The organism is Hymenobacter sp. (genome assembly GCF_036387835.1).
In the GTDB taxonomy this organism is placed as follows: domain Bacteria; phylum Bacteroidota; class Bacteroidia; order Cytophagales; family Hymenobacteraceae; genus Hymenobacter.
Window position 1 is genome coordinate 81,070 of record NZ_DASVSY010000011.1, and the last position, 13,126, is coordinate 94,195.

The 13,126-nt window shown below is 55.2% G+C and carries 12 protein-coding genes; 3 read left to right on the plus strand and 9 right to left on the minus strand.

The window, feature by feature from the left end; translation table 11 throughout:
- Positions 1–26: 26 nt before the first annotated feature.
- The 3 genes from VF639_RS02615 to VF639_RS02625 form a co-directional block, all read right to left on the minus strand.
- Positions 27–473, minus strand: a complete 447-nt coding sequence (locus tag VF639_RS02615; RefSeq protein ID WP_331144324.1) for a YDG/SRA domain-containing protein — start codon at positions 471–473, stop codon at positions 27–29.
- 120 nt (positions 474–593) lie between these two features.
- Positions 594–1,826, minus strand: coding sequence for a M16 family metallopeptidase (locus VF639_RS02620; protein WP_331144325.1), 1,233 nt, complete (start codon positions 1,824–1,826; stop codon positions 594–596).
- A gap of 189 nt (positions 1,827–2,015) precedes the next feature.
- On the minus strand, positions 2,016–3,074 hold the full coding sequence (locus VF639_RS02625) for a glycosyltransferase family 9 protein (protein ID WP_331144326.1): 1,059 nt from the start codon (positions 3,072–3,074) through the stop codon (positions 2,016–2,018).
- 203 nt (positions 3,075–3,277) lie between these two features.
- Between VF639_RS02625 and VF639_RS02630 the strand changes: the two genes are divergently transcribed.
- The 3 genes from VF639_RS02630 (at position 3,278) to VF639_RS02640 (ending at position 8,258) form a co-directional block, all read left to right on the plus strand.
- Positions 3,278–4,573, plus strand: coding sequence for an aminopeptidase P N-terminal domain-containing protein (locus tag VF639_RS02630; RefSeq protein ID WP_331144327.1), 1,296 nt, complete (start codon positions 3,278–3,280; stop codon positions 4,571–4,573).
- A 339-nt stretch (positions 4,574–4,912) separates the two neighbouring features.
- Positions 4,913–6,376, plus strand: coding sequence for an OmpA family protein (locus VF639_RS02635; protein WP_331144328.1), 1,464 nt, complete (start codon positions 4,913–4,915; stop codon positions 6,374–6,376).
- 307 nt (positions 6,377–6,683) lie between these two features.
- On the plus strand, positions 6,684–8,258 hold the full coding sequence (locus tag VF639_RS02640; RefSeq protein ID WP_331144329.1) for an OmpA family protein: 1,575 nt from the start codon (positions 6,684–6,686) through the stop codon (positions 8,256–8,258).
- 559 nt (positions 8,259–8,817) lie between these two features.
- On the opposite strand, the gene VF639_RS02645 is transcribed toward VF639_RS02640, so the two are convergent.
- The 6 genes from VF639_RS02645 to VF639_RS02670 form a co-directional block, all read right to left on the minus strand.
- Entirely contained in the window at positions 8,818–9,366 is a 549-nt protein-coding gene (locus tag VF639_RS02645) for a DUF4252 domain-containing protein (RefSeq protein WP_331144330.1), read from the minus strand.
- Between the two features lie 91 nt (positions 9,367–9,457).
- The gene (locus tag VF639_RS02650) at positions 9,458–11,044 is read right to left on the minus strand and encodes a hypothetical protein (RefSeq protein ID WP_331144331.1); all 1,587 of its coding nucleotides are present in this window, start codon (positions 11,042–11,044) and stop codon (positions 9,458–9,460) included.
- Positions 11,045–11,300: 256 nt separating this feature from the next.
- Complete coding sequence (locus tag VF639_RS02655; protein ID WP_331144332.1) at positions 11,301–11,717, minus strand: EVE domain-containing protein; 417 nt, start codon at positions 11,715–11,717, stop codon at positions 11,301–11,303.
- 49 nt (positions 11,718–11,766) lie between these two features.
- Positions 11,767–12,159, minus strand: coding sequence for a hypothetical protein (locus tag VF639_RS02660; protein WP_331144333.1), 393 nt, complete (start codon positions 12,157–12,159; stop codon positions 11,767–11,769).
- Between the two features lie 60 nt (positions 12,160–12,219).
- Complete coding sequence (locus VF639_RS02665) at positions 12,220–12,615, minus strand: hypothetical protein (RefSeq protein WP_331144334.1); 396 nt, start codon at positions 12,613–12,615, stop codon at positions 12,220–12,222.
- Positions 12,616–12,693: 78 nt separating this feature from the next.
- The gene (locus VF639_RS02670) at positions 12,694–13,089 is read right to left on the minus strand and encodes a lipocalin family protein (RefSeq protein WP_331144335.1); all 396 of its coding nucleotides are present in this window, start codon (positions 13,087–13,089) and stop codon (positions 12,694–12,696) included.
- Positions 13,090–13,126 lie beyond the last annotated feature (37 nt).

Consider the following 13,126-nt stretch of genomic DNA (forward strand, 5'->3'; position numbering starts at 1 on the left):
TAGCGCCCTTTCCTCGGAAGAAGGGGCTAGTCCGCGTCAACAATGGGCACCAGCCGAAACAACAGCACCTGAAAACCTGACTTACCGCGAGCGAATTGATGGTTGACGATGCGGTACAGCCCTTCGTAGCGGAAACAGTCGCCGTCTAAATGGGGCACCCGTTGAAATACACGCACGGGCAGGCCAGTTTCTTGGCTGCGGCGCAGGGCCAAGTTGCGGCCAGTCATTTCTTGGTCGGTGACTTGCTTGCCGGTTTGTAAGTCGCGCCCGCCGCTGCCCGAGTAGATGATTTCAACTTCACTAAAGGTATCGTCTTCGTAGGCACCGGCCAGCACAATAGAATCGGCGCCTTCAGCTTGGCTGCCGCTCACGCCCGCACGCCGGGGCTTGTGCAGCCCCGTCAAGCTCAATTCCAGCCGGTTCGCAAAAAGGTCGCCCGGTCGGTACGTACCCACGTGGCCGAAAACACGCATAAGCGGTGAATGAGTAAGGGAGTGAATAAGTGAAGTACTATACGGAGCGAATGGCGCGCACGTCAGGTGACATAAGCTCCGCAGGCTACTTCACTCATTCACTCCCTTACTCATTCACCGCTATTCCGGCACGTACTGCAGCACGCTCAGGTTGTCGTCGCGCAGGATGTCATTGGCCAGTTCCAGTAATTCGGAAGCCGTAACGGCGCGCACCCGGTCGAAGATTTCGTTGATGGACTCCACGCGGCCGATGTCGAGGGTGCTTTTGGCTAGTAGCTGCATCATGCCGCCGTTGCTTTCCTCGGCCATGGCCATCTGGCCCATCAGCTGCTCTTTCGAAGTGTGCAATTGCGCTGTGCCGAGGGCCTGCTCGCGCAGGCGCTTCAGCTCCTTCTGTACCAGCGCAACGGTGCGGTTTACCTGCTTTTTCTCGGTACCGAAATAGATGCCAAATAAGCCCGTATCGGTGTAAGGCGAATACGTGGCGTCGATGCTGTAGACGAGACCATACTTTTCGCGGATGCCCAGGTTGAGGCGCGAATTCATACCAGGGCCGCCGAGAATGTTGCTGAGCATGAAAAACGGAATCCGACGGGGGTCGTTGATGGCGTAAGCCGGGCCCCCAATCAGGCAATGGGCCTGCGAAATAGGTTTGCGCTCCAGCTTCTCCACCCGCAAGTTGCCATCAAAAGCAGTGCGGGGCCGGGGCCCGAGCCGGGCGGGTAGCGGCGCCAGAAACTTATCAGCCAGTCGCTTTACCTCCTTGAATGGCAAGTTGCTGACCGAGCTAAACACCAACCGGTCGGTGCGGATATTTTCGGTTAGAAACTGCCGGAAGTCAGTTTGTTGGAAGCTGCTTACACTTTCGCGCGTGCCCAGAATATTGTGGCCTAGGGAGTGTCCACCGAAAACCACATCATCGAAATCATCGATAATGGCATCTTCGGGAGTGTCCTGGTACATGGACATTTCTTCCAGAATCACGCCCCGTTCTTTCTCGATTTCCTTGTCCGGGAAAACCGAGTTAAAGGTGAGGTCGGTGAGCAGTTCAAAGGCCCGCTCGAAATGCGTGCTGAGCAACGACGCGTAAAAACAGATTTTCTCTTTGGTGGTGTAAGCATTCAACTCACCCCCTACCGTTTCGAGGCGGTTGAGGATGTGGAAGCTTTTGCGCTTCTCAGTGCCTTTGAAAGCCATATGCTCCCAGAAGTGCGCCAAGCCCTGCTGGGCTGGCTTTTCGTCGCGGGAACCAATGTCGAGCAGAAAGCCCAGGTGTGCGATTTTAGTGTGTATGACCTGCTTGTGCAGTACTCGGATGCCGTTGGGCAACTCGTATAGGTCGTAATCAGACATCAAGATAAGGGCTTAGAAACGCCGGAACCCGTGGATGCGTCCCGGTCTTGTATAACCAACTAGCTAGGCCATTGGGTTTCCAAGAATTGCAAAGGTACTCGCTTGAAAGAAGCCGCAAGCAGAAGAGAGCTGTAAGCTACAGGCTGCAAGCCATGCGCTTTAATTGAACATCAGCTTGCCGCTTGTAGCTCAAAGCTTGTAGCTCAAAGCTTGCGGCTTACAGCTTGCGGCTTGCAACTCGGCTTCCGCTAGCACGACCAGCAGCTGCGACGTCTCGATGCCGTAGGCGCAGTGGAAATGGTTGAGCGGGCACTGTCGATAGCCGTGCAGCCCGCACGGCCGGCACCGTAAAATGCCTTGAATTTCGACTACCCGGGCAAACGGACTCAAAGGACCAAAGCCGAAATAAGGTACCGTAGAGCAGTACACGGCACAGGTAGGCGCACCCACGGCCGAGCACAGGTGCATCGGCGCCGAGTCGTTGACGTAGTTGAGCACAGCCCCGCGCATGAGGACCGCCGAAGCCAGCAAAGAAAGCTTACCAGCCAAATTAACTGTGTTCGGACGGTTGCTGGCGCGCAGCAGTTCTTCGCAGGCCTCTACATCGGGAGGGCCACCAAGCAAGTACACCCGGTAATGAGTTGGCAATGCGGCCAGTAGCTTCACCCATTGGTCTTGCGGAAACTGCTTGGTAAACCAGACCGAAGTGGGCGCGATGCAGAGGTAGGGGCCCTGCGTTGTATAGGGCGCGGCCGCGGCTTCGTCGGTAGGAGAGGGGTAGAGCCGCGGGGGCACAACGGGGCCGCGGTATTCGGGGTCGAGCAGGTTGAGGTTGCGCGAAACCTCGTGTACCCCACCCTCAATAACGTGCGGTAAGGCCCGCGTGAAGCGGAAGGCAAACGGGTTTTTCTGGAAGCCTATCCGTTCGGGTGCGCCCGAAAAGGCCGTTAGGAAGCCGGTAGAGGCAAAGCGCTGGAGCGTGATGACGCGGCCGTAGTGGGCTGCTCTAATTTGCTGCAGCAGGCGCCAGAGGCCTTGATATTTGCTGTTCTTCTTGTCCCAAACCAGCACCTGCCGCACGTGTGGATGCTGCTGCAACAAGCTTTCGTTGCCTTTGCGCACCAAAAAGTCAACGGGCGTATCGGGCTCGGTCTGATGTAGGTGGTCCAACAGAGCCGTGGCCAGGATTACGTCGCCGATGAAAGCAGTTTGGATAAGCAGGACAGCACTGGGGGGGGCAGTGGACATACTAACTCTAGAATAGCAGAAGGTTAGTAAAAGTACAAAAGAGCAGCCGTAAAAGTTGCTGGCGTAAGAATATAGAAAATACTATACAAGCACAAATAGAGGCGGTGCCCAAGACGAGGAAAGCAGTGGGCACTCCAACCAAAACTCTAACTTGCGACCGAGGCGCCGTGGGTGCTTCCTTTCCTCCCTTTTAAGTTCTGCTTATGCGCTACGGTTCAATTTCCCCCGAGCTTTTCATCCAGAATCGGCACAACTTCACCCAGCTGCTGCCGCCCGCGTCGTTGGCAATTTTTCAGTCCAACGACGTTATGCCGACCAATGCCGACGGCACCATGGCCTTTCGCCAAAACAATGATCTGTTCTATCTCTCCGGGGTCGATCAGGAAGAAAGCATCCTCGTGCTCTTCCCGGACGCGGTGCTGCCGCAGTATCGCGAAATCTTGTTCCTAAAGGAAACCAGCGAGCATATTCTGATTTGGGAAGGCTACAAGCTAACTAAAGACCAGGCGCGCGCGCAGTCGGGGGTGCCCACTATTATGTGGCTGGAGTCGTTCGATTCGGTGCTGCCCGCCCTGATGAACGAAGCTGAAAATGTGTTTCTGAACACCAACGAGCACATACGGGCCGTGGTGGAAGTGCAAACCCGCGACGCCCGCTTCATCAAGAAAATCAAGGAAGCCTATCCGCTGCATACCTACCGCCGCGCCGCGCCGCTGCTGCACCAGCTGCGGGCCATTAAGAGCGCCGAAGAAATTCGACTGATGCAGCGCGCCGCCGACATCACCGAGAAAGCCTTCCGCCGCCTGCTTGGCTTTGTGAAGCCCGGCGTGATGGAATACGAGATTGAAGCCGAGATTTTCCATGAATTTATGCGCCACGGCTCCCGCGGCCCGGCCTACGGCAGCATCATTGCCTCCGGGGCCAATGCCTGCATCCTGCACTACGTCAGCAACGACCGGGAATGCCAGGACGGCGACGTAATGCTGCTCGACTTTGGGGCCGAATTCGCCAATTACGCGGCCGACCTTTCCCGCTCCATTCCCGTCAACGGCACCTTTACCAAGCGCCAGCGCGACGTGTACGAGGCGGTATTGCGAGTAATGAAGTTTGCCACTTCGCAGCTGATTGCCGGCAACCAGATCGAGGAATACCACGCCGCCGTGGGCCGGACCATGGAGCAGGAGTTGATAAAGTTGGATTTGCTGAACGCCAACGACGTTAAAAACCAGGACCCAGCTGCCCCGCTCTACAAGAAGTACTTTATGCACGGCACCTCTCACTACTTAGGCCTCGATGTGCACGATGTGGGGGCGAAGTACCGGGTGTTTGAGCCGGGCATGGTTTATACCTGCGAGCCCGGCATCTATATTCGGGAAGAAGGCTTGGGTATTCGGCTCGAAAACGACATCCTCATTACGGCCACTGGCAACGAAGATCTGATGAAGAATATCCCGTTGGAGGCCGCTGATATCGAGCGACTGATGCAAGAGGCGCGTTAGCTAAGCTTCTAAAGTCAAGATCCCTTGAAAGCCAGCCGATGGTATTGAATGGCTTTTTTTTATGGATTTATTAAGGAAAAAAAATACATCTGAATGTTCAGGTTTATTTATAAGTAATAAGTGCCTCTAGTGCGTTGGTAGGCTGTAAATCAGTGGTAAAAGCCGTTTTGGAACAGTCTGAATGCAGTGTTCGGAACTTGCAAAAAAGGTTCCTCAGGTAGTGCACAAACCCATGGTTGTACAACTTTCCTAAAAGGGGAGAAGTATAGAAGGCAGTTTCTGGTTGTAAGCCGTCCCCCGGCACCTCCAGAATGGTACCCTCACTAATAACTCTCACCTATGAGACACCTGCTTACCATCAGCACAGCGCTGGGACTCACGCTGCTGGCGGCGGCCCCGAAAGCGCATGCCCAAAGCGCCGACCGTAAAACGGCCATCAGCCTTTTCGGCAGCGCTTACCAGTACAAGGGCAACTACGGCTCTGACTTCTGGAACTGGGACCGGAACTACTACGGCCCTGGTATCACCATCAACCGCTACCTTACCCCAGGCCTCGACCTTGGCCTGACCAGTAGCTATGCGGAGTTGAAGGGCAGCCCTAGCGGGACGGTCAATTCGCCGAACGTGTTCAACACCAACGTGGTGAACGTGAATCTAGCACTAAAATTGAAGCTCAACAACGGTTGGGCCCTCAAGGAAGATGCCGTGATTCAGCCTTATTTATTGATAGCGCCTGGCTTAGTGCATACCAGCATCGAAGGCAGCTTCAACGGGGCTGCGCTGAACGATGATGAGAACCTCTTCGACATATTTGGGGCAGCGGGTATCAACTTCCGCATCAGTGATGCCGTGGGTATCTTCGTGCAGACGGGCCAGCATGTTCCACTCCAAGCCAACATTGATGGCAACACCGGCCGCGACGCAGACAGCTTCGATGACCGGTACCTGCAACACACGGCGGGCCTGACCATCGGCTTTGGCAAACCCAAGGACGAAGACGGCGACGGTGTTCCGGACCGCAAAGACAAGTGCCCCGCTACTCCTGCTGGCGTAGCCGTAGATGCAACCGGCTGCCCACTTGATGGCGACAAAGACGGTGTTCCAGATTACCAGGATAAGTGCCCAACCGAAGCTGGTACGGCCGCACTCGAAGGCTGCCCTGACAAAGACGGCGACGGTGTACGTGACTCGGAAGACGAGTGCCCAGACCAGGCTGGTACAGCTGCTCTCAAAGGCTGCCCAGATGCTGACGGTGACGGCGTAGCCGATAAGAACGACAAGTGCCCTGATACCCCTGCCGGCACGCAAGTTGATGCCACGGGTTGCCCACTCGTAGTTGACGCCGACGGCGACGGTGTACCAGATGCACAAGATACCTGCCCTAACACGCCAGCTGGCACTCGGGTAGATGCCAACGGTTGCCCGCTGACCATCGACCCAGCCGTGCAGAAACTGGAGCAGCCAATCCGCTTCCAGACCAACAGTACGGTTATCACGACCAGCTCGTATCCGAAGCTGAACAAGATGATCCAGGCGCTGAAGGACCACCCCGAGTATAGCATCCGCGTAATCGGACACGCTGACAGCCGTGGTACGGATGAGTACAACCAGGCTCTGTCGGAGCGTCGGGCTAACTCGGTGAAGCGCTACTTCACTGGCAAGCAAGTTGATCCAACCCGTGTAGTAACGGAAGGCCGTGGCGAAAGCGAGCCAGCCGCTCCGAACACGTCGAAGACCAACATGTCGCAGAACCGGCGTGTGGAATTCAAGTTCGAATTCTTCATCCCAACCCAAGCTCAATAAGGGCGGCACGGGTTTTCCAAGAGAAGCGGCGGGCCATTTGGTCCGCCGCTTTTTTTGTGTCCGGTTCTCGCTATTAATAAGCTGAATGCAGAAACTTAAGATTTTAGAACTGATTTCATATATAGTGAATACCCTTATAAATCAAGGGGTTAGGTAGAAGCAAGGGGAAACTTAGTACTAAATTTAGATTGCCGCGAAAAACTTAAGTTCTAAAGCACAACTTTAAACTGGCTAGATAGGTATAGCAGGCTGTTTTAGAAGCCCAACAATAACGCTTCCCTCTGCTATCTCCTAACTTCACTTTACCATGAAAAACTTGTTACCTGCAGGCGCTCTGCTGGGGCTTACGCTACTGGCGGTGGCCCCGAAAGCGCAGGCTCAAAGTGCCGACCACAAAACGGCCATTAGCCTATATGGCAGCGCCTACCAGTACAAAGGCAACTACGGCACCGACTACTGGAAATGGAGCCGGAACTTCTATGGTCCGGGCATTACCATCAACCGCTACATCGCGCCCGGCTTTGATTTAGGCTTGCAGGCCGATTACGTTGAACTCAAAAGCGAGGCCCTTGGGGGACCTACCTACTTCACCAATAACTTGGTGAACATCGCGCTACCCCTCAAATTCAAGCTCAACAACGGCTGGGCTTTGAAAGAGGATGCCGTTATTCAGCCCTATCTGTCGTTGGCTCCGGGCCTGACCCTGACCAGCCTGGAAGGCGGCTACAACGGTACTGTTCTCAACAGCGACAGACGGTACTTCTCGCTGAAGGGCGCTGCGGGCATCAACTTCCGCCTCAGCGACGCCGTGGGCATCTTCGTACAAACCGCGCAGGTAGTGCCCTTTGGCGCTAACATCGATGGTGTGCCGACCCGCGACGAAAACAGAATCGACGACCGGTACCTGCAGCACACAGCCGGCTTGACCATCGGTTTTGGTAAAGCCAAAGACGAGGATGGCGACGGCGTAGCTGACCGCAAAGACAAATGCCCCGGCACTCCTGCTGGCGTAGCCGTAGACCTCACCGGCTGCCCACTCGATGGCGACAAAGACGGTGTACCGGATTACCAGGATAAGTGCCCAACCGAAGCTGGTACGGCCGCACTCGAAGGTTGCCCTGACAAAGACGGCGACGGTGTGCGCGACGGCGACGATAAGTGCCCAGATACCCCCGGCAAAGCTGAACTGCAAGGCTGCCCCGATGCCGACGGCGACGGTGTAATCGATTCGGCCGATAAGTGCCCTAATACGCCAGCTGGTACGCAAGTAGATGCCAGTGGCTGCCCACTCGACCGTGACAGCGACGGTGTGCCTGACTTCCAGGACCGTTGCCCTGACCGTGCTGGTCCGGCCTCTAACCGTGGCTGCCCTGAAATGAAGGTGGAAGAGAAGAAAAAGCTTCAGGAAGCCACCAAGTTCATCCAGTTCGAGTTCAACAAAGCCACGCTGAAACCATCGTCGTACCCCACGCTTGATGGCTTGGTAGAGCTGCTGAACGCTTATCCGGATTACAACCTGGGCATTTCGGCCCACGCCGACAACAAAGGTGACGACAACTACAACCTGCGTCTGTCGGACGAGCGCGCTGCCTCGGCCCGCACCTACATGCTAAGCAAAGGCATGCCAGCCAGCCGCATTGTATCGCACGGCTACGGGGAAAGCAAGCCTATTGCCGACAACGCCACCGAAGCAGGTCGGACCCTCAACCGCCGCGTAGAATTCGACGTGTACCTGCCCGACGATCCGAACCCTGCTGAAACCAAATACGGTCCGGCTCCGGAAATTCCAGCAGCGCCCGTGAAGGCCGCGCCGAAAGCACCGGTGAAAAAGGCACCCGTCCGCAAGGCTCCCATCCGGAAAGCTGCTCCGCGTAAGAAGTAAGTGAAGCAAGCAGCGCGGCTCCTGAGCCGCGCTGCACTGCAGCCAAAAACGGTCTGCTCTTCTGAGCAGGCCGTTTTTGTTTTTTGCGGATCAGCCAGGAAATTCGTCTGGTGCCTTCCTCTTAAAGCATTATGCGTATCACGCAGCCAGATTGAGGAGGAGGCCAGGCTGCAGCTCACAAAACCTATTTAGGAACCCGGAAAATGTCACTAAACTGTCTTGCTAAGCACGTTCTTCTGTAAGCTCAATGAAGCGGTAAAGGTGCTTCCTGTCGTCAGTTTGACACTGTTTTGGCAACGCTATAGCAGTTTCGTGAACGGTGTAGAGATGCATCTTTGCGTCTCATCGTTGAACGATGATTATGCAGGCGGCGCGGATGATTAGACGCAAAGATGCGTCTCTACACCGTTCTACACCGTTCACGAAACTGCTATAATATGCGCGAGGCGTCAACTTCGCTTAGCGAGACGGAAAAGCAAATTCCTAAACGGCTTAAAATAGAAAGGGCCCTATCCATGCGGATAGAGCCCTTTCTATTTTAAGCCAGAGGCCAGAAGCGTTACTTGGTCATATCTGCCACATCGGGCAGGATTTTGACGAGCTGGTCGAGTTGGGCCTGGGTGAAATTGCCGCCGATAGACATGAGCATAAACGACTCAGGAACGCCGGATACGCTGCTGGTGGCTACTACCTCGCTTACTCGGTCGCCCTGCTTGCGGGTGGCGTAGCGGACGTTGCTGTCGGGAGAAGTGGCGAGGGGCGTGTACTGTTCGTTGGCTAAGAGGCCATTCACTTCGCTTAGTAAGCCCTCGGCTACTAGTTTCTGGGCACTGTTGCTGGTGGGCGTGAAGGTGAGCACCCTGAAGCTACGGACCGAAGACAGCGCTTGTGTGAGGTCGTTGCCGCCGCCAAGCTTGCCTAGGCGCCCCAAAAGCAGGCGGGTGGTGAGGCCAGCAGTCCAGTCAGTGGCTTTGAAGCCGGAGCGCGACTCGTATTTGTTGAAGAACTCGGCTACGGTGCGGGCAGGCTTTCCGGGGCCCGCGGCGCGGCAACCGGCCATTATCAACAACACAACCAAGGGCACCCAAGTCAGCAAACGAAATTTCATATTAAGGAGAAAAAGTGGATGATGGCCTTATACGGCGGCGACGAGCGAAAGGACCAGCGAATAGATTGGCTAGATACGCTTTGCTTCCGACTCATTCAAATCCAACAACGTTCACGAAGAACACTTCCCGGTTAGGTGCTTTTTCGGTACGAATGCTTTGGTAGCCGAAAGCCAGGAACCGGCTGCCATACCACGCTACCAAGCCTTCCTGGCTGGTGCTGGTAGCTTTTTCCTTCACCGTGGGCAGGGCTGTCGTTTGTAAATCGACATGCAAATCGTTGGGCGACGGCAGGGTGTGGTCGATGATCTTGTAGTTGAATTTTTCTTCGTCGAGGTAAGCAATGGCTACGCGTTGGCCATCGGGCAGCGGACGCAGGCGCACCGTTTCTATCAAGCTATTGCTGTACACATCTTTCAACACAAAAGTGTTGTCCCAGAGCAGGTTGCCGCGCTTATCGAACCCACATACCAGTGCGTGCGTGATGCGGTACCCTTCAGCCTGACGGTTGCCGCCATACCAGTTGGCATTGTTGTAGCCCCCGTAGCGGTAGGGGCCATTGGGCAGATAAGCACCGCCGAAGGGGCTGTAGGCGCTTTGGCGATACTGCGGATAATACACTTCGGCTACCATTACATAGCCATCCTGAAACGGAATCAGGTCGTGGATGAGGGTGCGGTACCGCAAACGTAATACCCGATCGGTGGCGCGATACCTCTCGCTCCGCTGCCGGAGCCGGGCGGCCCTGGTTGGGCTCATGAAGTCGAAAAAATGCTTGAGATTGGCAAAATCGTAGAAGCGCAACGACCGCCGGGAGCCAGTAGGCGTGACGCCTGCCGAGAGGTCGGCGGCAAACAAGCCTTGGGAATAGCGGGCGTCGCGCAAGGTGTAGGTACCCGCCAGTAGTCGCCCGCTGGCCGAGTCGCTGGCCGGGCTTATCTGAGCTGAGATAAGGCCCCGCTCGCTTTCGGCTTGCACAAATTCCGAGCGTAGTAGCTGGCCCTGCGCCGAAAGCTGCTTGAGTTGCAGTCGCGTCTTAAAGCCATTGGTCTGGCTGAGCACAAACTCGGCGCGCCGGGCCGCCGAATCAGCCAAAAACGAGAGCTGAGCGGGCAACGGCTCATAAACTGAAGGCAAAAACTGAAACTTGTTGGCCGCCAGATCCAGGAGCAGAATCGTCAGGTGATTATCCACCAGCACCGACACGAAGAGGTTGCCATCTAGGGCTTTCAGGTCGTAGATGCTGCGGGCCAGCTTGGTGTCGAAGGTGTAGGTGCGCACCTGGCCGTTGGTGCCGTCGATGGCCGCCACATACAAGCGGTGCTCCACCGATTCGGACTGAAACAGCGCGTATGCATTGGTTGCTTCCCCACAAAGCTGCCGAAACTCAAATTCCCGGGGTATTTCTATTGGCTTAAGCCACTGAGACTGGAGGCGGTGATTGTATTTCTGTAGCTCGTAGCTTGTATTCTTACGCCCTCCAAAAAGATCTTTGTTTACTAGCAGAAGCAGACTGCTGTCCTGCGGCATCGGCAGTACCTGCACGTCGCTGGAATATCCTTCCAACGGTAATTCCAAGCGCAAACCTTGCACAGGCGTGGGTGGAGCCGGTTGCGCCAGCCCCAACTGTATGCAACCAATGGTAAGTAAAATGCAGAGGTAAGAGTATATGTAGTTCATAACCAAAGCCAGATGCCCGCCTCAGCGTCTATGCCTGGCTTAAGATACGAGAAGTAAGGGATTAGGTGAGGGAGTGAGGTGGTGAGGGAGTGATTTAGCGACTTAGTTGGTTTGACGTTCGGGTGGCGAAGCGGCATGATGCCCCGAATTGCCCGGAGGGCTTTGTAGTATCCTCATCATTAAACAACTCACCTGTGCAGGTAGCAGCAACGATAGGGATACCACTTAGCCATTCCAGCACTAAGTCGCTAAATCATTAATCCACTGCCTCACTCATTTCCAGAATAGCATCGAATTCCTCGGCTTTCAAGGGCATGACCGATAGCCGAGACTGGCGCAAAAGGCCAATCTGAGTCAGGCGCTGGTCTTGCTTGATGGCCGCCAACGACACGGGCTGCGTGAGGGGCTGATGCGGTTTGAGGTGCACGGCCACCCAGGCGCTGCCCGCTTCGGCGGTGGCATCGGGGGCGGCAGGGTGGGCTACCTCGGCTACTCCTACTACCTCTTTGTCGGTTACGCTATGGTAATACAGGACCAGGTCGTGGGGCTGCATTTGCTGCAGAAAGTTGCGCGCCTGAAAGTTGCGGACGCCGGTCCAGTCGGTGCCACCGTCGCGGGTGAAATCCGCCCACGAGTAAGCGGCGGGTTCTGATTTAACGAGCCAATAGTTCATAGGGCGCAAGCTACTACCGAATGCGCCGGGATTGAAAACTCAACGGCAACTACTGGGTTCTGCGCGCCTTCAGCGAACTAGGGTGCACCGAGTAAATAAGGATGTTATAGCCCGAGGCGGCGTCCGTGGTTTGCTTGATATGGAAGGTCTGACCGTCTTCCGTCGTCCAGACGCCGGAAACATTGAGCGGGGCATCATTCGGCCCCTGGGTATACAGGGTGAACTTGCCATCCGAGTCGAACCGAAATCCGTCGCGCCAACCTGGCGACGTGAAGGTGCCTTCCGGCTGGTAGAGGTAAGCTCCGGCGGCATCCTGCTGGCCCGTATTAAGCCAAACCTTGCCGAACAGGGCATCAGGTACTGCTACATCACTGTCCTTCTTGCAACTACCAAGGAGGAGAATAGCAAAGAAAAAAGGGGTAAGTAGGTGTGAGGGGCGCATAGCAGGGCAGGTAAAAACAAAGAACTTAGTAGTACAATAGAGACCTGCTCCTTGTGTCTACTAGTAACGCTCTACTTTTAGAACGTCATTTTTCTTAGAAATTATATGTAATTTATAATTTATCTTGGGTTGATCGTCAAGTGTAATAAACAATATATCAGTGCCTAGAAGAACCCATTTTCCTGGGCGTGGCCAAATGCCATCAGCAGGAGCAATGTCAAGTTGGGTGAACGAGTTGTTTGCGTCAAGCTTAAAGCCCGTACGGCCACGAGAAGGCGGAAACACATAGGTATCAGGCCGGTACACCTCCACGTTGCCTTGGCTTTCCTCGTATGAAAGCAGCCAGGTGCGTCCGGTCAACTCACTGATTGGCGTTGGGGAGTTATCGTCTTTCTGGCAGCCGCCGAGCCAGAAAGTAAAGAGAATACAAAGCGCGAGAAAGTGGGGGTAGCGCATAAAAAGGGTGGTTAACATGAAAAAGAAAGGCCTCCTGCGTACACAGGAGGCCTTGCGGGTGGTGAAGGTTGCAAAGTGCTACCGTTCAATCCGGCGTACTTTCAGCACGTTATTCTCTATTGAAATTATTTCGAGTTTATAGTCGGGGTCTTTTTTGTCGTCGAGGGAAATGGCCAGTGTGTGGTCGTTTTCGGTGGTCCACTTGCCTTTGCGGCTTTCGAGGCCGTCGGTGGGGGCAATGTCGAGCTGCGTGAACAGGCCATTGTGGTCGAAAGTAAAGCCGGTGCGGCCCCGTGAGGGTGGAAACGCGTACGTGTTAGGCCGGTATACGTGCACGTCGCCTTGGTCTTCTTCGTGTGCATGCAGCCAGGTGCGTTCCAGTTGTTTCATAGGAAGGGCAGATTTGCCGCCGGGTTGGCAGGTGGCGGCCAACAGCAGCACGCTCAAAGAAGCCAATAAAGTGAACAGACGCATATAGTGAATGTTGATGGCTGGTTGTTGATGGTTGGTG

Coding starts and splice junctions, on each gene's coding strand:
- VF639_RS02670 (WP_331144335.1), bottom strand. CDS start 13,089: ATGCGTCTGTTCACTTTATTGGCTTCTTTGAGCGTGCTGCTGTTGGCC.
- VF639_RS02630 (WP_331144327.1), top strand. CDS start 3,278: ATGCGCTACGGTTCAATTTCCCCCGAGCTTTTCATCCAGAATCGGCAC.
- VF639_RS02635 (WP_331144328.1), top strand. CDS start 4,913: ATGAGACACCTGCTTACCATCAGCACAGCGCTGGGACTCACGCTGCTG.
- VF639_RS02660 (WP_331144333.1), bottom strand. CDS start 12,159: ATGCGCCCCTCACACCTACTTACCCCTTTTTTCTTTGCTATTCTCCTC.
- VF639_RS02665 (WP_331144334.1), bottom strand. CDS start 12,615: ATGCGCTACCCCCACTTTCTCGCGCTTTGTATTCTCTTTACTTTCTGG.
- VF639_RS02625 (WP_331144326.1), bottom strand. CDS start 3,074: ATGTCCACTGCCCCCCCCAGTGCTGTCCTGCTTATCCAAACTGCTTTC.
- VF639_RS02615 (WP_331144324.1), bottom strand. CDS start 473: ATGCGTGTTTTCGGCCACGTGGGTACGTACCGACCGGGCGACCTTTTT.
- VF639_RS02650 (WP_331144331.1), bottom strand. CDS start 11,044: ATGAACTACATATACTCTTACCTCTGCATTTTACTTACCATTGGTTGC.
- VF639_RS02620 (WP_331144325.1), bottom strand. CDS start 1,826: ATGTCTGATTACGACCTATACGAGTTGCCCAACGGCATCCGAGTACTG.
- VF639_RS02645 (WP_331144330.1), bottom strand. CDS start 9,366: ATGAAATTTCGTTTGCTGACTTGGGTGCCCTTGGTTGTGTTGTTGATA.
- VF639_RS02640 (WP_331144329.1), top strand. CDS start 6,684: ATGAAAAACTTGTTACCTGCAGGCGCTCTGCTGGGGCTTACGCTACTG.
- VF639_RS02655 (WP_331144332.1), bottom strand. CDS start 11,717: ATGAACTATTGGCTCGTTAAATCAGAACCCGCCGCTTACTCGTGGGCG.